At 60.3% G+C, this 21,686-nt stretch carries 19 protein-coding genes, 1 tRNA gene and 2 pseudogenes; 10 read left to right on the top strand and 12 right to left on the bottom strand.

Annotated features, from left to right (window positions below):
• The first annotated feature begins 67 nt into the window (after positions 1-67).
• Entirely contained in the window at positions 68-442 is a 375-nt protein-coding gene (locus AMK02_RS08915) for a VanZ family protein (RefSeq protein ID WP_064802017.1), read from the top strand.
• 391 nt (positions 443-833) lie between these two features.
• On the opposite strand, the gene AMK02_RS08910 is transcribed toward AMK02_RS08915, so the two are convergent.
• Both AMK02_RS08910 and AMK02_RS31090 read right to left on the bottom strand, forming a co-directional pair.
• A tRNA-Leu gene (locus tag AMK02_RS08910) sits at positions 834-919 on the bottom strand.
• Positions 920-1,137: 218 nt separating this feature from the next.
• A pseudogene (locus AMK02_RS31090) lies at positions 1,138-1,288 on the bottom strand (NAD(P)H:quinone oxidoreductase); the annotation flags it as partial.
• A 253-nt stretch (positions 1,289-1,541) separates the two neighbouring features.
• Here AMK02_RS31090 and AMK02_RS08905 point away from each other — a divergent pair.
• From AMK02_RS08905 to AMK02_RS08885, 5 genes are all read left to right on the top strand, one after another.
• The gene (locus tag AMK02_RS08905) at positions 1,542-2,318 is read left to right on the top strand and encodes a competence/damage-inducible protein A (RefSeq protein ID WP_064802015.1); all 777 of its coding nucleotides are present in this window, start codon (positions 1,542-1,544) and stop codon (positions 2,316-2,318) included.
• Positions 2,319-2,409: 91 nt separating this feature from the next.
• A complete protein-coding gene (locus AMK02_RS08900; RefSeq protein ID WP_064802013.1) occupies positions 2,410-3,252 on the top strand; it encodes a universal stress protein in 843 nt (280 codons plus the stop codon).
• A 217-nt stretch (positions 3,253-3,469) separates the two neighbouring features.
• Positions 3,470-3,964, top strand: a complete 495-nt coding sequence (gene gpt / locus AMK02_RS08895; protein WP_064802011.1) for a xanthine phosphoribosyltransferase — start codon at positions 3,470-3,472, stop codon at positions 3,962-3,964.
• 623 nt (positions 3,965-4,587) lie between these two features.
• Positions 4,588-8,400 carry a vitamin B12-dependent ribonucleotide reductase gene (locus tag AMK02_RS08890; protein WP_064802010.1) on the top strand — a complete coding sequence of 1,271 codons (3,813 nt, stop codon included), beginning with the start codon at positions 4,588-4,590 and terminating at the stop codon, positions 8,398-8,400.
• Between the two features lie 492 nt (positions 8,401-8,892).
• Positions 8,893-9,426: a SixA phosphatase family protein gene (locus AMK02_RS08885; protein ID WP_064802008.1), complete on the top strand. Its 534-nt coding sequence runs from the start codon at positions 8,893-8,895 to the stop codon at positions 9,424-9,426.
• A 245-nt stretch (positions 9,427-9,671) separates the two neighbouring features.
• On the opposite strand, the gene AMK02_RS08880 is transcribed toward AMK02_RS08885, so the two are convergent.
• A complete protein-coding gene (locus AMK02_RS08880; protein WP_064802007.1) occupies positions 9,672-10,940 on the bottom strand; it encodes a patatin-like phospholipase family protein in 1,269 nt (422 codons plus the stop codon).
• A 207-nt stretch (positions 10,941-11,147) separates the two neighbouring features.
• Between AMK02_RS08880 and AMK02_RS08875 the strand changes: the two genes are divergently transcribed.
• Positions 11,148-12,056, top strand: coding sequence for a hypothetical protein (locus AMK02_RS08875; RefSeq protein ID WP_064802005.1), 909 nt, complete (start codon positions 11,148-11,150; stop codon positions 12,054-12,056).
• A gap of 116 nt (positions 12,057-12,172) precedes the next feature.
• Here the strand turns inward: AMK02_RS08875 and AMK02_RS32065 are convergent.
• Positions 12,173-12,437: pseudogene (locus AMK02_RS32065) on the bottom strand (hypothetical protein); the annotation flags it as partial.
• Positions 12,438-12,508: 71 nt separating this feature from the next.
• On the opposite strand from AMK02_RS32065, the gene AMK02_RS08865 reads away from it, so the two are divergent.
• Positions 12,509-12,979, top strand: a complete 471-nt coding sequence (locus AMK02_RS08865; RefSeq protein ID WP_064802001.1) for an MEKHLA domain-containing protein — start codon at positions 12,509-12,511, stop codon at positions 12,977-12,979.
• Between the two features lie 3 nt (positions 12,980-12,982).
• Here the strand turns inward: AMK02_RS08865 and maiA are convergent, their stop codons facing one another.
• Genes maiA through hppD form a run of 4 tightly spaced genes read right to left on the bottom strand, consistent with a single transcriptional unit; the run spans position 12,983 to position 17,179 of the window.
• A complete protein-coding gene (gene maiA, locus AMK02_RS08860; protein ID WP_064802000.1) occupies positions 12,983-13,615 on the bottom strand; it encodes a maleylacetoacetate isomerase in 633 nt (210 codons plus the stop codon).
• The gene (locus AMK02_RS08855; RefSeq protein WP_064801997.1) at positions 13,612-14,637 is read right to left on the bottom strand and encodes a fumarylacetoacetate hydrolase family protein; all 1,026 of its coding nucleotides are present in this window, start codon (positions 14,635-14,637) and stop codon (positions 13,612-13,614) included. The genes maiA and AMK02_RS08855 overlap by 4 nt, the downstream gene beginning before the upstream one ends.
• A gap of 31 nt (positions 14,638-14,668) precedes the next feature.
• Positions 14,669-16,030: a homogentisate 1,2-dioxygenase gene (hmgA, locus tag AMK02_RS08850; protein ID WP_064801995.1), complete on the bottom strand. Its 1,362-nt coding sequence runs from the start codon at positions 16,028-16,030 to the stop codon at positions 14,669-14,671.
• 39 nt (positions 16,031-16,069) lie between these two features.
• A complete protein-coding gene (gene hppD / locus AMK02_RS08845; protein ID WP_064801993.1) occupies positions 16,070-17,179 on the bottom strand; it encodes a 4-hydroxyphenylpyruvate dioxygenase in 1,110 nt (369 codons plus the stop codon).
• Positions 17,180-17,309: 130 nt separating this feature from the next.
• On the opposite strand from hppD, the gene AMK02_RS08840 reads away from it, so the two are divergent.
• Positions 17,310-17,810 carry an Lrp/AsnC family transcriptional regulator gene (locus AMK02_RS08840; protein ID WP_064801992.1) on the top strand — a complete coding sequence of 167 codons (501 nt, stop codon included), beginning with the start codon at positions 17,310-17,312 and terminating at the stop codon, positions 17,808-17,810.
• A gap of 3 nt (positions 17,811-17,813) precedes the next feature.
• On the opposite strand, the gene AMK02_RS08835 is transcribed toward AMK02_RS08840, so the two are convergent.
• Positions 17,814-18,275 (bottom strand): Lrp/AsnC family transcriptional regulator, encoded by a 462-nt coding sequence (locus tag AMK02_RS08835; protein WP_064801990.1) that lies wholly within the window; start codon positions 18,273-18,275, stop codon positions 17,814-17,816.
• 123 nt (positions 18,276-18,398) lie between these two features.
• On the opposite strand from AMK02_RS08835, the gene AMK02_RS08830 reads away from it, so the two are divergent.
• Positions 18,399-19,190: a phenylalanine 4-monooxygenase gene (locus AMK02_RS08830; protein ID WP_064801988.1), complete on the top strand. Its 792-nt coding sequence runs from the start codon at positions 18,399-18,401 to the stop codon at positions 19,188-19,190.
• 44 nt (positions 19,191-19,234) lie between these two features.
• On the opposite strand, the gene AMK02_RS08825 is transcribed toward AMK02_RS08830, so the two are convergent.
• The 3 genes from AMK02_RS08825 to AMK02_RS08815 all read right to left on the bottom strand — a co-directional run bounded on the left by AMK02_RS08825 (position 19,235) and on the right by AMK02_RS08815 (position 21,590).
• A complete protein-coding gene (locus AMK02_RS08825; RefSeq protein ID WP_064801987.1) occupies positions 19,235-20,227 on the bottom strand; it encodes a L,D-transpeptidase family protein in 993 nt (330 codons plus the stop codon).
• 100 nt (positions 20,228-20,327) lie between these two features.
• Positions 20,328-21,212 carry a hypothetical protein gene (locus AMK02_RS08820; RefSeq protein WP_064801985.1) on the bottom strand — a complete coding sequence of 295 codons (885 nt, stop codon included), beginning with the start codon at positions 21,210-21,212 and terminating at the stop codon, positions 20,328-20,330.
• 63 nt (positions 21,213-21,275) lie between these two features.
• Positions 21,276-21,590, bottom strand: a complete 315-nt coding sequence (locus AMK02_RS08815) for a hypothetical protein (protein ID WP_064801983.1) — start codon at positions 21,588-21,590, stop codon at positions 21,276-21,278.
• Between the last annotated feature and the right edge of the window lie 96 nt (positions 21,591-21,686).

Raw genomic sequence — 21,686 nt, 5'->3', positions numbered from 1 at the left:
CGCAAAATCGGCGGCAGATGAACTGATTTTAACTGTCATTGGAAAGGCTTGCCACTTATATGGAGCGATGATGATCTTCAAATTCGCAAGACCGCTCGCCTGGCTGCTGCTCGCCTTCATCCTATTTGTCACGGTTTCGCCGATCGGGCTGAGACCGGATACGGTCACGACGGTCGATACGGACCGCGGCGCCGCCTATGTTCTTCTCGGCCTCGCCTTTGCGCTCGCCTATCCGAAACAGTGGAAACTGGTGGCCGTGCTGCTGATCATTGGGGCAGTTGGCATCGAATATCTGCAGTATTTCTCGCCGACCCGCCATCCGCGCCTGCATGATGCGGGCATCAAGGCCATGGGCGCCGCTCTCGGCCTCGTCGCCGGCTGGGTGATCAACAGATGGCGCGAGAGCAGAGCTCCAAACGGCCTGCCTTTCGCAGAACGCTGATTATTGCGGATCAGAAACCCGGCAAATCCAATGCCCAGAAAAACAGCGGTATCGCAGCCACAACAGTTGCAAGAACAAGTGCGACGCTCGTCTTGAATATCCGGACGCGCCGAACCCTGGTCCCGCTCCAATCGTAAACCATCGTCTTACTCCCAGAAGACAACACTTACTCGCCGCGGCGCAATCCTTGCACCGAAAATGTCATTGTCAAGCAATAACGCGCTTTTGCGCGCAATATACAGGCATATTCAAACACGATTATGAAGATTGTTGCAGCTAACCGGAGCATTATCGAACCAGTCCGCCTTCGTTCCCAACAGAACTACGGCGCGACTGCCTTCGCTTGGCTGCTCTCTTCGGCTCGCCGAGCCGAAGCTCACAGAGCGTAGGCTGGTGCGGGCGACGGGGATCGAACCCGTATAGCCTAAGGCCGAGGGATTTTAAGTCCCTTGCGTCTACCAGTTTCGCCACGCCCGCTTGCGGCGTTTTCAATATCTTGCGTCATGGGCGATGGGAAGAGCCGTAGGGCGTAAAAATAATATCGGCTCTGCCGGCCGCCGCCACGGAATGAATGAGCAGGCATATCAAGGAGAAATCGAGCGTCAGCGCCGCTCGTTTCGTCTGGCCCAAGAAACTGGAAAAGGCGCGGCGGGCTCACGCCCATCGCGCCTTCATCGTTTACGCATCGAGATCAAGGAAGCCTTGGCGACCTCTTCCGGAACCAGTTCCGGGATGCGCTTGACGGTGACGTCGGCACCAGCCGACCTCGCGCCTTCAGCAACGGCATAGGCCATGGTTTCGATATGGTCGTAGGCCGAGTAATTAAAGAACGAGAACTTTCGCCATCTTCCATTTTCCTTGAAACACCGGGAATTTCGTAACCGGCGGATTTCTACCAGCGCCCAAGGCGAAGGCAGCCCTGCGCGGGAGAACTCAGTGTTCAACGTCCCCGATTTGGCGCGAAAGTGACGCATCGGCCGGTGCTAACGAGCATGATATCGTCCGAAAACCGCTGACACTTTTCGGCACCACGCGCGCGTGTTTGCAAAGCGGCCCAAGGACGCTACCTATTGACCAGCCTCACATCACGGAACATCCCATGAGCCATGACACCGTCGTCACCGCCGCCATGCTCGCCATCGGCGACGAACTCCTTTCCGGCCGCACCAAGGACAAGAACATCGGCCACCTCGCCGATCTGCTCACGCTCTCCGGCATCGATCTCAAGGAAGTGCGAATCGTCGCCGACGACGAGGAGGTGATCGTCGAGGCGCTGAATGCGCTTCGCGCCCGATATGATTACGTCTTCACCTCGGGGGGTATCGGGCCGACGCATGACGACATCACCGCCGATGCGATCGCCAAGGCCTTCGGTCTGCCCTGCGAATATGACGGAGCGGCAATGACCCTGCTGGCCGATATGTACCGTCGCCGCGAGATGGAATTCACCGAGGCGCGCCAGCGTATGGCCCGCATGCCGCGGGGTGCCATCCATATCCCCAATCCGGTGTCGACGGCGCCGGGTTTCATCATCGGCAATGTCTATGTTATGGCCGGCGTGCCGCAGGTCTTTCAGGCGATGGTCGACAATGTGCTGCCGACGCTTCGAACCGGCACGCCGGTGCTCTCGCTCGCCATCGCCTGCCCTTATGGCGAGGGTGATATCGGCACGCCGCTTGCCGCAATCCAGAAAGCGCATCCGGATACCAGCATCGGTTCCTATCCGCGTTATGTCGGCCAGAAATTCTCGACCGAGATCGTCGTGCGCGGCCGCTCGCAACCGGCAATCGATGCAGCCGGCGCCGAGGTCCACGCGTTGATCGACGCCATCCGCCGGAACAAGGAGATCGCAGAAAACCATTCCGCCGAGGCTTGAGGAGCCGGACTTGATCCCCGTCAAGGAACGGGAGAACGGTCCGGTGCATTCCGTCCCTCGCGCACGTCATTTCAGCGCAAGGAGAATTGATATGTCCTACAAAACCATTCTCGCCATTCTCGATACGGCAGACAATAGCGCCGCCGTTGCCGATTTCGCCTTCGCCATTGCCGCGGAAAGCGGTGCACACGTGATCGGCCTGCATGCCGAAACCATATCGGCCGTGCCGCTGGTGGCACCGATGGAAATTCCCGATCCGGTCGCCGTCCAGGCGCTGCAGGATATGGCGCATGGTGAAACGGTCGCCGTGGAACGCATCTTTCAGGCGAAAGCGCAGGCCGCCGGCGCCTCCTCGGAATGGCGCAGCTTTACCACCTCCACCGGCTACGGTTCCGCACCGCTCATCGAAAGCGCTCGCAGCGCCGATCTTTTGATCGCATCGCAGGCCGACCCGGCCAATCCCTCCGACAGCCATGTCGACGTCGACAGCTTCCTCTTCGAGACCGGGCGACCGGTGCTGATGATCCCTTACGTTATCCGCCAGCCGAAGCCGATCAAGCGCGTGCTGATCGCCTGGAATGGCTCGAAGGAGGCGGCGCGCGCGACCTTCGATGCGCTGCCCTTCCTGAAAGCGGCCGAGGAGGTGGAGATTTTTTCGGTCGACCCGGCCGATACCACCCTGCAATCGCCGCTCACATCAGGCGCCGAGATCGCCGCCGCACTTGCCCGCCATGGCGTGAAGACGACGCTTGCGACGGGCCACAGCGTCGACAGGAATGCCTCGCATGTCATCGAAAACCGGCTGTCGGACAGCAGCATCGATCTTCTCGTCATGGGCGCCTATACCCATTCCCGGCTCTGGCAGGCGATCTTCGGCGGCACGACGAAGAGCCTGCTGCAATCGATGACGGCGCTGACCCTGTTGTCGCGATGAGCGGCTGCTCTTGCGTTTTACCGGCAAATCCCGCTAATTGCTGCCACCGATGAAGGCTTTCAGCCCCGGCCACGCCTCGCGCAGTAGCAGGTGCGATCTCGCGCAGCAGCTGGCGATCTCGCGCAGTTCCGGCTGCGCGATTTGCGTTTTGCCGCTGAAGCCGTCCGGTCGCCGGTGAACGGCGTTTCGTCTCTATTCATGCCGCGGAGCAGCCCCAATGTCCCTTCCCGATAAAGCCTTTCCCGTTTCCTGGGATCAATTCCACCGCGATGCGCGTGCCCTTGCCTGGCGGCTTGCCGGCCTCAATCAGGCCTTCAAGGCGATCGTCTGCATCACCCGCGGCGGCCTTGTTCCGGCCGCAATCATCTCGCGCGAGCTGAATATCCGCCTGATCGAGACCGTCTGCATCGCCTCCTATCATGACTATGTGAACCAGGGCGACATGGTGCTGCTCAAGGGAATTGCGCCCGAGCTTGCCGAAAACGGCGGCGAAGGCGTGCTCGTCGTCGACGATCTGACGGATACCGGCAAAACAGCCGCGCAGGTGCGCACCATGCTGCCGAAGGCGCATTTCGCCTGCGTCTACGCCAAGCCGAAGGGTGTGCCGACCGTCGATACCTTCATCACCGAGGTCAGCCAGGACACCTGGATCTATTTCCCCTGGGACATGGGCTTCACCTACCAGGAACCAATCGCCAAGGGCGCGCGTTGATCGCCGCAAATCCGCAGTGCGCCGCTATCCCGGCGCACTTTGACAGCGCTGATTTCCTCAGCGAATCGGCATGCGCATTTGCGCCGGAAATGCCATCATAAGATTTGCCGCAGGACACTTTTTTGCCGCTGCGGCATTTTCCTTAGCCGGCAACGCCCGCAAGTCATTGTATTTTCAGCGCTCCCCGGCTTTCCCCAATCTCCACAGGCGCATCCACAAGATGTTGTGGTTACCATTCAATTAAAAACCAGCCCTTGACGGAATCAGCGGTTTCCAACTTTACTGTTCCTGATGTTGCGGCGGCGACAGGACCGGAGGTACGAGCCCGGTTCCCTTTGAAAAACAAGACGCAGATTGAGGCTGTCGTGCCGGAACCGGCCCAGGCCAGAGAGGATTTCTGCGCGGTTTTCTGCCTCCAAAAAAAGTGACATCGGGGCTGGCGATAATAAGCTGTTAATACTATATTTAGTGTTTGCAGCCACCATCACCACAAGATACAGGAAGGACATCTCCGGATGACACCCCTGTCACGATACGGAAACGAGACTGGCTGCACGACGACAATGTGCCGCCGGATAGGAAATTTGCGCCCTGGGGACGGGCGCCAACGCGAGGTCAAGACTATGCGCATCGAACGTCGTTTCACGAAAGCCGGCCAAGGCGCCTATGCGGATATCGAATTCCGCAAGGCGACGAGCGAGATCAAGAACCCGGACGGGTCGATCGTCTTCCGCCTCGAGAATATCGACGTTCCCGCGCAGTTCTCCCAGGTCGCGACCGACGTTCTGGCGCAGAAGTATTTCCGCAAGGCCGGTGTTCCCACCCGGCTGAAGAAGGTCGAGGAAAACGACGTTCCTTCCTTCCTGTGGCGCTCCGTTCCCGACGATGCAGCGCTGAAGACCCTGCCCAGGGAAGAGCAGACCGGCTCCGAAATCGATGCGCGCCAGGTATTTGATCGTCTCGCCGGCACCTGGACCTATTGGGGCTGGAAGGGCGGCTATTTCTCTTCGGAAGAAGATGCTGCCGCCTTCAAGGACGAGCTTGCCTATATGCTCGCCACCCAACGCGTCGCCCCGAACTCGCCGCAATGGTTCAACACCGGCCTGCACTGGGCCTACGGCATCGACGGCCCCGGTCAAGGCCATTTCTACGTCGATCCCTTCACCGGCAAGCTGACCAAATCCAAGTCGGCCTACGAACATCCGCAGCCGCATGCCTGCTTCATCCAGTCGGTCGAGGACGATCTCGTCAACGAAGGCGGCATCATGGATCTCTGGGTGCGTGAAGCGCGCCTGTTCAAATACGGCTCCGGCACTGGCTCCAATTTCTCGATGCTGCGCGGCGAAGGCGAAAAGCTTTCCGGCGGCGGCCGCTCCTCCGGCCTGATGAGCTTCCTGAAGATCGGCGACCGCGCCGCCGGCGCTATCAAATCGGGCGGCACGACGCGCCGCGCCGCCAAGATGGTGGTCGTCGACATCGACCATCCCGATATCGAGGAATACATCAACTGGAAGGTCAAGGAAGAGCAGAAGGTTGCGGCTCTCGTCACCGGCTCCAAGATTGTCGCCAAGCACCTGAAGGCGATCATGAAGGCCTGCTTCAATTGCGAAGGCGACAACGGCGATTGCTTCGACCCGGCCAAGAACCCTGCCCTGAAGCGCGAGATCCGCGCCGCCAAGAAGGACCAGGTTCCTGAAAACTACGTCCAGCGCGTCATCCAGTTCGCTCGCCAGGGCTACAAGGACCTCGAATTCAAGACCTACGACACGGACTGGGATTCGGAAGCCTACCTCACGGTATCGGGCCAGAACTCCAACAACTCCGTCTCGATCAAGGACGACTTCCTGCGCGCCGTGGAAAATGACGGCGAATGGAAGCTGACCGCCCGCAAGGACGGCAAGGTCATGAAGACGCTGAAGGCGCGCGATCTCTGGGAAACGATTTCCTATGCCGCCTGGGCCTCGGCCGATCCGGGCATCCACTTCAACACGACGATGAACGACTGGCACACCTCGCCGGCCGGCGGCCCGATCCGCGGCTCGAACCCGTGCTCGGAATACATGTTCCTCGACGACACGGCCTGCAACCTCGCCTCGCTGAACCTCCTGCAGTTCAAGGACAAGGCCACCAAGCGCATCAATATCGGCGACTACGAACACGCCGTTCGCCTGTGGACCGTCGTGCTGGAAATCTCGGTGATGATGGCGCAGTTCCCGTCGAAGCGCATTGCCGAACTCTCCTACGAATACCGCACGCTCGGCCTCGGCTACGCCAATATCGGAGGCCTGCTGATGTCGTCGGGCATTCCCTACGACTCCACTGAGGCCCGCGCCATCGCCGGTTCGCTGACTGCGATCATGACCGGCATCTGCTATGCGACCTCGGCCGAGATCGCCGGCGAACTCGGCCCCTTCCCGAACTTCGCGCCGAACCGCGAGAGCATGCTCAGGGTCATCCGCAACCATCGCCGCGCCGCTTACGGCGAAACCTCCGGCTATGAGGCGCTGTCGATCGATCCGGTCGCGCTGATCCATTCGGAAAACCCCGATCAGGATCTCGCCGCCCATGCCAAATCGGCCTGGGACAAGGCGCTCGAGCTCGGCGAAAAGCACGGCTACCGCAATGCCCAGGTTTCGGTCATCGCGCCCACCGGCACGATCGGCCTCGTCATGGATTGCGACACGACGGGCATCGAGCCCGACTTCGCCCTCGTCAAGTTCAAGAAGCTCGCCGGCGGCGGCTACTTCAAGATCATCAACCGCGCCGTGCCGGAAGCGCTGCGCACGCTCGGCTATTCGGAAAGCCAGATCGCCGAGATCGAGGCCTATGCGGTCGGCCACGGCAACCTGAACCAGGCACCGGCGATCAACCCGTCGACGCTGAAGGCCAAGGGCCTGACCGACGAAAAGGTGGAAGCCGTCAACGCCGCGCTGAAGAGCGCCTTCGACATCAAGTTCGTCTTCAATCAGTGGACGCTCGGCGCCGACTTCCTGAAGGACACGCTGAAGGTTTCCGACGAGCAGCTCGCCGATATGAGCTTCAACTTGCTCGACCACATGGGCTTCTCGAAGAAGGACATCGAAGCCGCCAACATCCATGTCTGCGGTGCGATGACGCTGGAAGGCGCGCCCTTCCTCAAGGCAGAGCATCTGCCGGTCTTCGATTGCGCCAATCCTTGCGGCAAGATCGGCAAACGCTATCTCTCCGTCGAAAGCCATATCCGCATGATGGCGGCTGCCCAGCCCTTCATCTCGGGCGCGATTTCCAAGACGATCAACATGCCGAACGAGGCGACCGTCGAGGATTGCAAGAACGCCTACATGCTGTCCTGGAAGCTCGGCCTCAAGGCCAACGCCCTCTATCGCGACGGCTCGAAGCTGTCGCAGCCGCTCAACGCCTCGCTGATCGAAGACGAGGACGACGAGGATGCGCTGGAGGAACTGCTGCAGGCGCCCGTCGCCGCCCAGGCCGTCACCATCACCGAGAAGATCATTGAGCGGGTGATCGAACGGGTTTCGCGCGAACGCGAGAAGCTGCCGAACCGCCGCCAGGGTTACACCCAGAAGGCGGCCGTCGGCGGGCACAAGGTCTATCTCAGAACCGGCGAATTCGGCGACGGCCGCCTCGGCGAGATCTTCATCGACATGCACAAGGAAGGGGCTGCCTTCCGTGCGATGATGAACAACTTCGCCATCGCCATCTCGCTCGGCCTGCAATATGGCGTGCCGCTCGAGGAATATGTCGAGGCCTTCACCTTCACCAAGTTCGAGCCGGCCGGCATGGTCATCGGCAACGACGCGATCAAGAACGCCACCTCGATCCTCGACTATGTCTTCCGCGAACTGGCCGTCTCCTATCTCGGCCGTCATGACCTCGCCCATGTCGATACGTCGGATTTCTCCAACACCGCGCTCGGCAAGGGCATCCAGGAAGGCAAGACCAACCTTCTGTCGACCGGCTGGACCCGCGGCTACAAGCCGACGCTGGTTTCCGGCACCGGCGGCGAACGCCAGGCGGGCGAGCCCAAGGGGGCCGCTACCGCAGCCCCTGCCCGCGCCGCTTCCACCGGCACGGTCACCGCCTTTGCCGGCAGCGCTGCCCGCAAGCTGGAGCCGGCCGCCGCCATCTCCACCTCCGAAATCGTCGCCTTCAAGCGCGATTACGAGGAACGCGCCAAGGAATTGGCCGAGGAGATCGCCGAAGAGGTGATGGAAGAAATCACCAGCGACGCCACCGCCCTCTTCTCCGACAAGGCGGCGGCCGATGCGGCAACGGCCAAGACCGAAGCCAAGAAGGTGGAAGCCGAACGCCGCCAGCGCTCGATCATGCAAGGGTATACGGGCAACATGTGCTCGGAGTGCCAGAACTTCACGATGGTCCGGAACGGCACTTGCGAGAAGTGCGACACGTGTGGTGCGACGAGCGGCTGTAGCTGAGTAGCCTTGCGGTTCTTCAGTGGCTGTTGAGAAATCGAAGCTAGTTCCGGCCAATAGCCTCTGAAATTGGCCATTTCCGACAGAAGAAATGGTCATCGTCCGGGCACTAAAAGTGCCCGGACGATGACCCGTTTTGCGAATTGGCAGCGAATAGCCTCCCTGCATCAGCCTGCGATCTGGGATATCGCAATAGGTTGATGCCTGCTCGAAGACCTAATGCGGTTCTCCTGGCAGATCGGAACTCAGGACGTCGTCCAGAGTTTCGTCTGCGAGGTCGAGCTTAATTTCGATTTCGGACAAGACGCGTTCCAGGCTCGATTGAACACGGTCACGCCGAAATCCGCGGGATGCTCTTTTCGCAAAAGTGGGACGAAACGACGACTGACCTCCCACTGACGTCCGCCTAGTTTGCGAGCTGTATCGGAGGCCCTTCATGCTCCAGGAGTCAACACGCAACGAAGCTCTAACCGACGACATCGGCCTCGCGATAAAATGACGCCGAAACCCATGCTGCCGAAACGCCGCCTCATCCTTTTGCGCCATGCCAAATCCGCCTGGCCCGGCGGTGTGGCCGACCGTGAAAGGCCATTGGCGGATCGCGGGCGCAAGGCAGCATCCGTCATCGGCACCTATATGGTGCGCGAAAAACTGATCCCCGATCTCGTCCTCGTCTCGCCGGCCCGCCGGGCGCGGGAAACCTGGAAGCTCGTCCGCGGGGCCCTTTTGAAAAAGATCGAACACGAGGCGGCGGATATCTACGAGGTGCCGGCCGAGCGTATGCTCGATGTGATCCGGGCCGTCGAACCTGGCATCCGCACGCTGCTCATCGTCGGCCACAATCCCGGCATGGAGAATGCGGCCTCGCTGATCGTGGCAGACGGCGATGCCGCTGCCGTGGGACGCATGCGGGAGAAGTTCCCGACGGGGGGACTCGCCGTCATTGACCTCGATCTCGACGGATGGGACGAGATTGCGGCGAGCACCGGTTATCTCGAGCGGTTCGTAACCCCGCGATCCTTGGGATAATAATGGTGCATGGCCCTGATTTTGTCCGCGCCGGTTCGAACGGGTCGTTCGCGACAGAATGGTTCGACAACGCCGACTTCGCCGGAGAACCCGTTCACTTCAACGAGATGGGATCGGTTCGCCAAGGTAATCCATTGCGGACATCTCTTTCCCTATATCGTGGATTGCCACACGCCGGGCAGCCCTTCCCTCACCCCGTCAGAGTTCCGCCTCCGGGCTCCATTGGCCGGCACCTCCGGCTATTGTCAAAAGGGCAAAATGTCGAATAGACGCCTGCTCGCTCTCGCCGCCCAGGAGGGCTTCACCGTCCCGGATGCCAACGGCGGGCCGGAGGACGGCGCCAGCAGCGGTTGATAGAAACGATTGAGCATCGCGTCGCACACATAGTGCCCCCAGTTCGTCAGATGCTCCGTTTCCCTGGTGCCGAGGAAGTGAAGATAGGTGCCGACCTCGGACGGAACGACCGAGGACGGCGGCAGCGTGTAAGAGGCGTAGGGTTTGAGTTCGGCGTCCTTGCTGTCGATCGACCAGTAGACGCCATGGGTTCTTGCGCGCAGCGCCGATTTCGCGAGATCGTCGAGGCCAAGCCTATCGGCCTGTTTTGCAGCCTTGAAGCCGCCGATCAGGTCTCGCCGCCGCAACGACCTCACCTGATTGTCCGTCGTATCGAGAACGCGCTTGAGCTGCGAGAGATAGTTCCAGTATCCGCGGGTCGAGGAGCGCCAAGGCGCGCCGGCATCGCTGACAAATAGACAGTCGCAGCGTTTCAGCGCCGGCTCGATGCCGTGATTGTCGTAGACCCCGCCGTCGCTCAATATTGCCCTTTCCGGTGCAACGGGATCGCCAACGGTGTCATCGAGTTTTTCCCTTTTCCAGGAAAATTTCGATAGGTCCAATCGCAGCGGCGACAGCACAGGCGGGAATGCCGCCGAAGCAGCAACCGCGGTCGCGAGCGAAAGTGCCGGATGAAACGACAGGCCGATCCGGTAATCCGCGATATAGCGGTTCGACATCCGGAAGAGTGAACCGGTGCTGAGATTGCTGGCGCAAAATACGAACCAAGGCTCGCCCGGAAGATCGCTGAGGCTTGGCGACCTTCCGTCGAACAGATGTCGCTCGTAGAGTTTCGCGACCTCCTCGGCAGCGCTCGAGAAGGGATTGAGCACGCCCTTCAAAAAGCTTGGCCCATCGGCGAATATCTGGCTGAAAGCCAGAATGCGATCCAGATATTCGGCTTTGAAATTGACGGCGACCCCGTCCTGAAAGACAAGCCGCGGCCACACATAGGCCAGCAGGCCGGAGGCGATCGATCCGCCCGATACCGAGGAGATCATATCGAGCTTCGGCAGAAGACCCGCCTCGTTCAGCCTCGCAAGCGATCCCGCATGGAAGAGCATGGCCCGGTAGCCGCCGCCCGAAAGGCAAAGACCGAGTTGGTAGCGCGCGGCCGGCTCCTCGGGGTCGTCAGATCCAGAGAGGACGCTGTTTTCCTCAGGATGCTCGTCTTCTGACATGTCGTATCACGTTAAGAAGGATGGCGACATTCGCTGTATATCAGATCGAGACCCGCGCGAAGAAATGTCATAGCGGATTTACCACGAGATCGGCGTGCGTCCTCTTTCACTTCGATCCACAGGCCAAGCCCTCTGCAGGGTTGCACGATCTGTCTTGCAAAACATCCTTCGCGATGTTCAATAACACTAGCGAAAGTGGGGGAATCGATGCGTCACATCGTGGCTGGGTTGTTGTTTTTATGCGCGTTTCCTCTGTCTGCGGCAGAGATCACGCGAGAGCCGTTGGAAGGTGACACGGACTTGATCTCGGTCACGGGCGTCTTGAACGACGGTGACGAAATCGTCTTCAGAAACCTCGCTGCCGCCTCCAGCAAGGCACTTGTGTTTCTGAACAGCGAAGGCGGGGATCTCAAAGCCGGGATCGAGATCGGGCGGGCCGTCCGCCTTAGAGGCTTTGCCACGGCGACCCCGCCGGGCACCTTGTGCGCGTCAGCCTGCGCCCTCACCTGGCTTGCCGGATCGCCCCGGTTTCTTCAGCCCGAATCGAATATCGGCTTTCATGCCGCCTATCGGGTGGTGGACGGCAAGGCCAGCGAGAGCGGCGTCGCCAACGCTCTGGTCGGAGCCTACCTCAATCAGCTGGGATTATCCGACACCGCCATCGCCTACGTGACGTCGGCACCGCCTGAAGGCATCGCGTGGCTGACGGCCGATAAGGCACAGGCCGTGGGCATTACCTATGACGCGATTGACGAGGACGGACCTGATCCGGCGTCTGAGGCGGGCAAGACGTTTCCGCACGATCCTATGCGCACGGTGACGGCCTTCTACTCGGCGCTCGCAGCAGCCGATGGTGAAACCGCCTCGGCGCTGGTCATTCCGGAAAAGCGTGGCCAGGGGCCCTTCAATGAAGCATCAATCCACGCCTTCTTCGGCGCGATGTCGCAGCCGCTCAAACTCACAGGCACGGCGCTGCGCGGCACTGATGACGTCCGGGTTTCCTACGAATACGTCACCAATGAGGGCCGTCGCTGCCAGGGTCGCGCCGATGTCCTGACCACCTACGTGTTTGGCAAGACCCTGGTCTCCAGGATCAAGGCGCTTGACGGCTGCTAGCGCATCGGCCCGTAAATCGGAACGATTTTCGGGAAAGCAGGACGTGTACATTGAAAGTCTTAGAGATGCCGGCTTGCTCAGACAACTGCCGCACCTTATCGGCGGACCGGTGATATCTATTCTGCATAGCTGCGTGAGTTGGCATCGCATTTGTGCCACTCCAGTTTACTCCGGCTTCGCCTTCAGGCCGTAACACCAGTCGACGCGATTGAGCAGCGGACCGAGTTCGTCGCGCCGTTTGCACGCCACTTGCGTCTCGGTGCCCAGCGATCGACTCGTGCGACAGATGTCGTCCTGTCCTGTCCGCAGATGGATCAACCGGTCCGGGGGCTTGGCTCCCTTGTCCGTGGCGAGCACCTTTCCGGTCTCGGACTCGATCTGCCATCATAGACGCGAGCAATTGATATCGGCTATGTCGCCTGCACCGACACATTTGACCAGCGAGGCAGTTCGTGACTTCCACCTATGACAATCACGCCTTCGACCTGAGGAATGATCCCGATTTCTTCGCCCTTCTTGCCGGCAGCTACCAGCGCATTGTCGGCCGCCGTCTTGTGGAGGATGGGCAAGGGCCGGATTGGCTTTACAGCCATGCGCCTTTCGTCGTCCTCGCGCATAATACACTGCCCGACCCGCGCTTCATCTACGCAAACCGGACTGCGCAGAACTGCTTCGAATATAGCTGGGACGAATTCATCATGCTGCCGTCGCGACTATCGGCCGAGCAGCCTGATCGCGCCGAACGCCAGCGGCTGCTGGATGCCGTCGCGCGCGATGGTTTCCTCGATAATGGCCGCGGCCTCAGGGTGGCGAAATCGGGGCGCCGTTTCTGGGTCGAAAATTTCACTGTCTGGCAGCTCATCGATGAGACGGGAAAGCGGTTGGGCCAGGCGGCGATATTTTCATCGTGGCGGGACGCGTAGTTCCTACGGCTTCACGCGGTCCGGATGCGCTGCCTGGAAGGCGGGGAGGTCGGCGCATCTGGCGTCGATATCGCTGATGCGTCTGAAAGCAGTCATATCAACTCCCCAGCGGCGGGCATTGTAGACCTGGGGAACAAGGCAGAGATCGACCATCGACGGCCTGTCGCCAAAGCTGAACGCGCCATCGGATTCCCCGAGCATGATCTCTAGCGTGCGAAGTCCATCGCCGATGAAATGCTTCATCCATTCCTCGCGAGCCTCCGCCTTGTCGGTCAGCGTCAGAAGATGCGAGACGACATGCAGATTGCAGATCGGATGGATGTCCATGGCAATTGCATAGGCGAGAGCGCGCACTCTATGGCGATCGGAGCTATCGGACGGCAGCAACCCGTATTCCGGCCGAGACTCGGCCAGATATTCGATGATGGCCAGCGACTGTGTCAGCGTTTTCCCATCGATCACAAGTGTCGGCACGAGCCCCTGCGGATTGAGCGCGAGATAGTCCGGCATTCTGTGCGCACCGTCGAGCAAGTTGATCGGCACGGTCTGGTAGTCGAGGCCCAGAAGATTGAGCGCGATCCGCACGCGATAACTCGCCGATGACCGCCAGTAGTCGTAGAGAATGATCTCGTTCATCGCCGGTCGGCTCCCTCATATCGTCCGACCGTCTGCTCGATCGCTCCGAAGATCGAATGGCCGGCATGGTCCTTCATCTCGATGCGGACCTGGTCGCCGAACCTCATAAAGGGGGTCTTCGGTGATCCGCTCTCGATCGCCTCGATCATCCTCAGTTCGGCAATGCAGGAATAGCCGTCTCCCCCCGCGTCCACCGGCTTGCCGGGGCCGCCATCGAGCTTGTTCGAGACCGTGCCGGAACCGATGATCGTTCCAGCCACCAGGTGGCGGGTGTTCGCGGCATGGGCAATCAGCCGGCCGAAGTCGAAGGTCATGTCGATGCCGGCATTCGCCTTGCCGAATAGCCTGCCGTTCAAGCTCACGAGCAAAGGCAGGTGCAGCTTGCTGCCGTCCCACGCCTCTTCTAGCTCGTCCGGCGTCACCGCGACCGGCGAGAATGCCGAGGCCGGCTTGGACTGGAAGAAACCGAAGCCTTTCGCCAGCTCGTCCGGGATGAGGCCGCGCAGCGACACGTCGTTGACGAGCATCACCAGACGAATGGCGCCTACGGCGGCTTCCGGGCTAGAACCCATGGCGACGTCGCCGGTGATAACGGCAACCTCGCCCTCCATGTCGATCCCATAGGCCTCGTCCGCCATCAGGATTGGATCGCGCGGTGCGAGAAAACCGTCAGAGCCACCTTGATACATCAACGGATCGGTCCAGAAGCTTGCCGGCATCTCGGCGCCGCGCGCCTTGCGCACCAGCTCCACATGGTTGACGTAGGCCGAGCCGTCGGCCCATTGATAGGCGCGCGGCAAAGGCGATGCGGCGTCATGTTCGTGAAACCGCATCGTCGGCTGGGCGCCCGTCTCGATGCCTTCGGCGACCAGACGAAGTCTCGGAGCGACATGCTCCCAGTCGTCTAGCGCCGCCTGCAGGGTGCGGGCGATGTGGCCGACCTCCGAACAGCGGGTCAGATCGCGGGAAACGACCACCAGGCGGCCGTCCCTGGTGGAGTCCTTCAAGGTCGCTAGTTTCATGTCTCAATTCCACTGCCGTAGGAGCCGATCCTCATTTGATTCCGGGGGTTCCGTCGAACTTGCGTTCGAGGCCATCCCAGCATTCGAGGTAATCGTCCTGCAGCGTTTCGAGCTCGGCCGCATATTTGGTCAGCTGCTGCGGGTAGCGGGTCTCGAACATGAAGGCCATGGTGTGATCGAGCTTCACCGGTTTGAGTTCGCTGTTGGATGCCTTTTCGAAGGCGAGCGCATCCGGGCCGTGGGGAAGCATCATGTTGTGAAGGCTGATCCCGCCAGGCACGAAGCCCTCCTCCTTGGCGTCATACTGGCCATGGATCAGGCCCATGAACTCGCTCATGATATTGCGGTGATACCAGGGCGGGCGGAAGGTGTGTTCGGCGACCAGCCAGCGCGGCGGAAAGATCACGAAATCGACATTCGCCGTGCCGGCATCTTCGGTCGGCGCCGTCAGCACCGAGAAGATCGACGGGTCGGGATGATCGAAGCTGATTGCGCCCACCGGCGAAAACGTCCGCAAGTCGTATTTGTAAGGCGCGTAATTGCCGTGCCAGGCAACCACATCAAGCGGCGAGTGGCCGATCTCGGTGACATAGAATTTGCCGCACCATTTCACATGGACGCGGCAGGGTGTTTCCTTGTCTTCAAAGGCGGCGACCGGCGTCTTGAAGTCGCGCGGGTTTGCCAGGCAATTGGCGCCGATCGGCCCGCGGTCCGGCAATGTGAATTTGGCGCCATAGTTCTCGCAGATATAGCCGCGCCAGACCGTCTGCTCGCCCACTGTCATGATCTTGAACATCATGCCGCGAGGAATGAGGCATATCTCCAGCGGCTCGACATCCATGATGCCCATTTCGGTGAACACTCTGATGGCGCCGAGCTGCGGCACGATCAGCAGTTCGCCGTCGGCGTTGAAGAAGTAGTCGTCGACCATGTCTTCATTGAAGACATAGGCATGCGCCGACATGCCGACCTGGGTCGCGGCATCGCCTGCCGTCGTCATCGTCCGCACCCCTTGCAGAAAGCTCAGCCTCTGCTCCGGCGCGGGGATCGGATCCCAGCGCAGCTGGCCGAGCGGCAGCGAATGCTCGTCGAGACAAGGCGCGGTTTTCCAGAGCGGATAGGACGCGTTCGAAAAGCGGCGGGTGTGACGCACGCTCGGGCGAATGCGGTACAGCCAGGACCGTTCATTCGTGCCGCGCGGCGCGGTGAAGGGCGAGCCGGAAAGCTGCTCGGCATAAAGGCCGTAATTGCATTTCTGCGGGCTGTTCTGGCCCTGCGGCAAAGCGCCGGGCAGCGACTCCGTCTCGAAATCGTTGCCGAAACCCGGCATATATTTCAGTCTGTTTGCGGTCGCCGCTTCCGCATCGGCGGCCTGGATCGTTGCCTGGTCCATGCTCAACTCCTCTCCGAAAACTCTACTGCGCCGTAGAGTTTACTCCGCTGCCGTCCCGATGACACCACGCTTGATCTGATCGGCTTCGATCGACTCGAACAGCGCACGGAAGTTGCCTTCGCCGAAACCCTCGTCGCCCTTGCGCTGGATGAATTCGAAGAAGATCGGACCGATCACCGTTTTGGAGAAGATCTGCAGCAGGATTTTTGTCATGCCGCCGTTCACCACACCTTCGCCGTCGATCAGGATGCCGTGCTTCTTCATGCGGTCGATCGGTTCGTCATGGCCATGCACGCGTTCATAGGACATGTCGTAATAGGTCTCGGGAGGCCCCGGCATGAAGCGCAGGCCGTTATCGGCAAGCCGGTCGGTTGCCTCGTAAATATCCTCCGTGCCAACGGCGATGTGCTGAATGCCCTCGCCCCGATACTTCTTCAGATATTCCTCGATCTGGCTGGTGTCGTCCTTCGATTCATTCAGCGGAATGCGGATCTTGCCGCAGGGCGAGGTGATGGCGCGGCTGACCAGACCGGTGATGCGGCCGTCAATATCGAAGAAGTGAATCTGTTTGAAATTGAACAGGTTGCGGTAGAAATCCCACCACTTGTCCATGTTGCCGCGGAAGACGTTGTGGGTGAGATGGTCGAGATAGTAAAAGCCGATCCCGAGCGGCTTCGGATTGGGCTCGCCAAGCCAATCGAACTCGGCCTCGTAAGCCGATCCTTTTGCCCCATAGGTCTCGACGAAATAGAGCAGCGAACCGCCAATCCCGACAATCGCCGGGACATCGAGCACCTTGTCATTTCCTTCATAGGGAACGGCGCCTTTCGACACGGCGTGATCGAAGGCGTGCCTGGCATCGACCACACGCCAGGCCATCGACGGGGCGCAGGGACCATGCTTTGCGACGAAACGGGCGGCATGACTGCCGGGCTCGGCATTCACGACATAATTGATGTCGCCCTGGCGCCAGACGGTAATGTCTTTCGTCTTGTGCCTGGCGACCGCGACATAGCCCATGCGTGTGAAGAGCTCGGTAAGTTTCTCAGGCTCGGGGTGAGCGAACTCGACGAATTCGAAGCCGTCGGTGCCGGCCGGATTGTCGGCGGTGATTTCCGACGGAGGCGCATCATGCGGGAACGGACCCATTTTCTTTCCTCCAGAGGAGATTGCATTTTCTATGCAAACTATGGCTCAAAACACGTGCAAAGTTCTTGCGTTCTTGATGCGTAAGGAACATTTTATGCACGACCTGTGAGCATTTTGGAGATTTCGCGCAATGGATGAGCCCCTCGACAAACTAGACCTGCGCCTCCTCCTTGAACTTCAAAAGGATGGCAGGCTCACGAACAACGAGCTTGGTGAGCGCATCGCGCTCTCACCGTCGCAATGCTCACGCCGGCGCACCAGACTGGAGGCCGAGGGATATATTCGCAGCTACCGTGCCCACCTCGATCGGGAGAAGCTGGGCCTTGATATGCTGGTGGTCATTTCCGTCACGCTTGCGACCCACAACCGAGACAATGCCCGCCGATTTTCGCAACTAATCAACGGCCTGCCCGAAGTTCTCGAAGCCTACGCGTTGACCGGCGAGATGGACTATCACCTGAAGGTGGCGACCCGTGGGCTCGCCGATCTGTCGAAGTTCGTCAACGACGTTCTGCTGCCGCACGAATCCGTGCAGCACGTGAAAACGTCAATCGTGCTCGACACGCTGAAGACGTTCGAAGGCTATCCGGTGATGATGCCGGGCAGCCGGCATGGCGACAGCGCGCGATAACGGTCAGAGCGGCAGTTCGGTGGAGAATTTCAGCTCGCGCAACACGAAGCTCGATACGACGGTGCGCACATGCGGATTGCGCATCAGATAGCGGGTCATGAAGGCTTCGTAGCTTTCGACGTCCCTCGCCCTTATCTTCAGCATGTAGTCGAAGGCGCCCGACAAGGCGTAGCACTCCATGATCTCCGGCCGCTCCAGCACCACTGAAGCGAAAGAAGCCACCGCCTCCTCATGGTGATCCTCCAGCGTGACGTGCGCAATCACGCAGAGCTTGAGATCGAGTTTGCCGGGATCGAGCAGCGTCACGCGCTTGCGGATGACGCCGTCGGCTTCGAGTTCCTGGATCTTCCGCCAGGCCGAGCTCTGCGACATGCCGGCCTTTTCCGCCAGGTCCGCCAACGACAGAGTGCCGTCGGCCTGGATCAGCTGCAGAAGCTTGCGGCGGAAATTCCCAGTTTCTTTCATTTTCGCCACCACATTCGAGAATATCTCCCACCACTATGGCGACAGCCGGCATGAAAGAAAAGAAAATCCGTCGAACACGGAGCATAATGACAGAGATATTGCCATTCCCGGGAGGATCAATCGATGACCAAGGAAAGCAGCTACACCGCCAAACTGCCCGGCCCGGACGGCCTTTATGACTATACCCCCGAAGAAGATGCGATCTGGGGCGAACTCTACCGGCGTCAGATGAAGCTCTTGGCCGATAAGGCTTGCCAGGAATATCTGGACGGCGTCAAACTGCTGGGGCTCAGGCCGGAGAAAGTGCCGCAGCTCCTCGATGTGAACAGACGCCTGAACGAGACCACCGGTTTCGGCGTGGAAGGCGTGCCGGCGCTCATTCCGCCCTCGCGCTTCTATGAACTTCTATCGCAGGGCAAGTTCCCGCTGGCGACCTTCCTGCGCCGCCGCGAGCATATCGATTATATCGAGGAACCGGACCTGTTCCACGAAGTGTTCGGCCACTGCCCGCTGCTGACCAATCAGAGCTATGCCAATTTCGTCCGGCACTTCGGCGAAACTGCCATGCGCCTCGGCAAGGGCTATTCATGGCATCTGTTCCGGATTTTCTGGTTCACAGTCGAATTCGGCCTGATCAACACGCCGCAAGGCCGCCGCTGTTTCGGCGCCGGCATCGTCTCTTCTCCGAGTGAAGCCAAGGCGGCAACGGAAGGCACGGGATGCGAATTCCGGCCGTTCGATCTGTTGAGCGTGCTCCGGACGCCCTACCGCATCGATATCCTCCAGCCGATCTACTATGTTATCGACAGCTTTGCCGATCTCGAGGCGATCGTGGAGCAGGATATCGGCGGCGCGATCCTCAAGGCGAAATCGCTGGGGGATTTCGCCCCGGCTTTCGAAGCCAAGGCTTCGTAATCCTGCGCTGCGATAGCGTGTGGGTATTCGTCAGATCCTGCGTTTCACTTCGGATCGGCGGGACTGCGATTGACGAATTCGACCGGGACGCCCGGCTTGACCATGCCGGCCAGCTCCTCCGCGTCCCAGTTCGTCAGCCGCACGCAGCCATGCGAGCCGACCTTGTCGATGAGCTTCGGCTCCGGCGTCCCGTGTATACCATAGGTCGGCTCGGTCAGGTCGATCCAGACGGTGCCGACCGGGCCATTCGGTCCCTTCGGGATCGTCAGGACCTTGTTGTTCTTTCCCTGCTTGAAATTTCGCTTCGGATCGTATCGGTAGACCGGCATTCGCGCGACGCCCTTGACCTTGTGCTTTCCTGAGGGCGCCGGATTGTCCTCGCTGCCGATCGTGGCGGGATAGACGGCAAGCAGCAATCCATCCTCGCCATAGGCCAGCACCTGCCCTGTCTTCTTGTCAACCTCGATACTCCTAACCTTGCCTTCTCTGGGAGGGCCGGGATCAACGACCCACACCTTGTCGCCGGGCGCGAACTGCGAACCCGGGTTGAGCGCATTCAAGAGATCGAGATCCATGTGAAAGCGCTCGGACAGCTTCTCCGCAACGCTGGTATAGCCGAGGCTCTGCATCTTTGCCTTCTCGCCGTAATCCTCAGGGATTCTGTCAACGAGCCCCGTGGCGTCCTCCGGCGAGACGACATAGCTCTCGATGATGGGCGAATTGTCTTCCAACCGGGAGGCGACATCCGGATCCGGCCTGCCGTCTACGGGAAGCTTGTTCATCGCCTCGAAGCCGGCCACCGCCTTGTCGACGTTCTCGCCGGAGAGACCGTCGATCACGCCGGGAGACGAGCCCGCACGGTCGAGCAGGACCTGAAGGCGGATGATCGCCGGGTCCGAATCTGCGGGCGGCAGCTTTCCTTTCCCGATATCGGCAAGGGAAGCGGCATTGATCGCTTCGGGACGAAGCTCCCCCGCGGAAGCGCCGCCAACGGAAAGGGCCAGAGCGAGCAGCGAGATCGGCAGGGCTGTTTTCATGGACAACAAATGGCCGACGTGGGAATTTGTTCCCACACCAGCCGGGCATCCTCCGACACAGCATCTGCTACAAGTCCGCACGACCGGTGGCAGGTTCCGGTCACGGCGCCTTCGCTTGCTTCCTGGCTTCGCGTGCTCTTGCCGCGCGGCGGGCGGGCCTCAGTTCTTCGATCGTCGGCTGCCACCATTCGGCATCTCGACGGGGAGGCGTTTTCGCAGGCCAGGTACGGACAAGTTCGTCGAATGTCGGCACCCGCCAATACCCCCAGAGATAATCCTCCGTGACCCCGGGATAGAAATCCGCGACGAGAGCCGGATCGACCAGTTCGCCGGTGATTTCTGTGAAGACGACGATCCCATACGAGGTGGCCACCGGGCGTCCTGTCGGCGGCAGGTCGTCGGTCGGAAGCGGGTAACGGCGGCGCTTGCGTTCGGCTGTGCGAAGCTTGCTGCGCATCTCCCGTTCGGTTCCCTTCCGCTCCTCGGCGCGCCGTCGCCTCTCCTCCGGTTCGTTTCTGCGAGCCGCCGCTTCGATGTCAGGCCATCTGCGTCTCAGTTCCTCATAGGATCGAAAGGGAACGTGCCATATTCGAAGATCGCCGTCCCATCGCGAGAACGGCACCTCGCGAAGCTCGTCGACGACGGTTTTTGAATAGGGCGTGCGGATTCGAAAGCCGTCCTTGCCGAGTTCCAGATATGGACTGTCGATGGGATCGAAGGCGAAGGCATCGCGCCCCTTCACATCCGCATGCGCGTCGGCTTCGGCCTCCAGCTCGGCAAGCCATCGGCCGATGCGACGGGACGCGGTTCGGCCGGGAACGAACCAGGCCCTTCGCACGTCGTTCCAGCGGGCACGCGGGAAGCGGTTTCGGAACTGCTCTACAGTCATCCTGTCGTAAGGGAAGGAAACCTCTGCGCCTGGCTTCGGCTCATCGTCACGGGGCGACATCTCGTCCTGGTCAGCAGGCGATTTTGTTTCTGTCATAGGAGGAGAACGCTTCCGCACCGGGATCGGTTTCCGGCGCGGCCGTACGTCGCCTTAACGACGCTAGTGAACTGTCTTCGACGGCTTCTGCGGGTGCGAAATGTTATGCAGCGTTGCCATGAGCTTTTCGAACTCGTTCAAGACACGGTTGAACTCGGCGTCCGGCATCGTGACGATTTCCGATATTGTCGAAGAAACTGACGCGATCAGTTTATCGATCCAAACGCAGCGATCGGCCGACACATTCCCGAGAACTTCGCGACGGAGTATCTTCAACTCGCGAAGAATGCGAACGATAAGGGCTCCGCGCTCCGCCCTGCTCAAGAACGGAAGCCTTGTCTGCGCCTGGTGGATTTCTGCTATCAGCGTCGTCGCCATCCCCGCTCTCCGCCCCTCAAATACAACCGGATATCACAACCGATGCGATTACAACACGGACTTTAGTCTGGCTCGCCAGCACGGTACGATTTTGTA

Source organism: Rhizobium sp. N731, from assembly GCF_001664145.1.
Taxonomy (GTDB): domain Bacteria; phylum Pseudomonadota; class Alphaproteobacteria; order Rhizobiales; family Rhizobiaceae; genus Rhizobium; species Rhizobium esperanzae.
Note: the sequence above shows the minus strand (reverse complement) of the source record. Positions and strands in the feature narration are given on the sequence as shown.

Coding starts and splice junctions, on each gene's coding strand:
- AMK02_RS08915 (WP_064802017.1), top strand. CDS start 68: ATGATGATCTTCAAATTCGCAAGACCGCTCGCCTGGCTGCTGCTCGCC.
- AMK02_RS08905 (WP_064802015.1), top strand. CDS start 1,542: ATGAGCCATGACACCGTCGTCACCGCCGCCATGCTCGCCATCGGCGAC.
- AMK02_RS08900 (WP_064802013.1), top strand. CDS start 2,410: ATGTCCTACAAAACCATTCTCGCCATTCTCGATACGGCAGACAATAGC.
- gpt (WP_064802011.1), top strand. CDS start 3,470: ATGTCCCTTCCCGATAAAGCCTTTCCCGTTTCCTGGGATCAATTCCAC.
- AMK02_RS08890 (WP_064802010.1), top strand. CDS start 4,588: ATGCGCATCGAACGTCGTTTCACGAAAGCCGGCCAAGGCGCCTATGCG.
- AMK02_RS08885 (WP_064802008.1), top strand. CDS start 8,893: ATGACGCCGAAACCCATGCTGCCGAAACGCCGCCTCATCCTTTTGCGC.
- AMK02_RS08880 (WP_064802007.1), bottom strand. CDS start 10,940: ATGTCAGAAGACGAGCATCCTGAGGAAAACAGCGTCCTCTCTGGATCT.
- AMK02_RS08875 (WP_064802005.1), top strand. CDS start 11,148: ATGCGTCACATCGTGGCTGGGTTGTTGTTTTTATGCGCGTTTCCTCTG.
- maiA (WP_064802000.1), bottom strand. CDS start 13,615: ATGAACGAGATCATTCTCTACGACTACTGGCGGTCATCGGCGAGTTAT.
- AMK02_RS08855 (WP_064801997.1), bottom strand. CDS start 14,637: ATGAAACTAGCGACCTTGAAGGACTCCACCAGGGACGGCCGCCTGGTG.
- hmgA (WP_064801995.1), bottom strand. CDS start 16,030: ATGGACCAGGCAACGATCCAGGCCGCCGATGCGGAAGCGGCGACCGCA.
- hppD (WP_064801993.1), bottom strand. CDS start 17,179: ATGGGTCCGTTCCCGCATGATGCGCCTCCGTCGGAAATCACCGCCGAC.
- AMK02_RS08840 (WP_064801992.1), top strand. CDS start 17,310: ATGGATGAGCCCCTCGACAAACTAGACCTGCGCCTCCTCCTTGAACTT.
- AMK02_RS08835 (WP_064801990.1), bottom strand. CDS start 18,275: ATGAAAGAAACTGGGAATTTCCGCCGCAAGCTTCTGCAGCTGATCCAG.
- AMK02_RS08830 (WP_064801988.1), top strand. CDS start 18,399: ATGACCAAGGAAAGCAGCTACACCGCCAAACTGCCCGGCCCGGACGGC.
- AMK02_RS08825 (WP_064801987.1), bottom strand. CDS start 20,227: ATGAAAACAGCCCTGCCGATCTCGCTGCTCGCTCTGGCCCTTTCCGTT.
- AMK02_RS08820 (WP_064801985.1), bottom strand. CDS start 21,212: ATGACAGAAACAAAATCGCCTGCTGACCAGGACGAGATGTCGCCCCGT.
- AMK02_RS08815 (WP_064801983.1), bottom strand. CDS start 21,590: ATGGCGACGACGCTGATAGCAGAAATCCACCAGGCGCAGACAAGGCTT.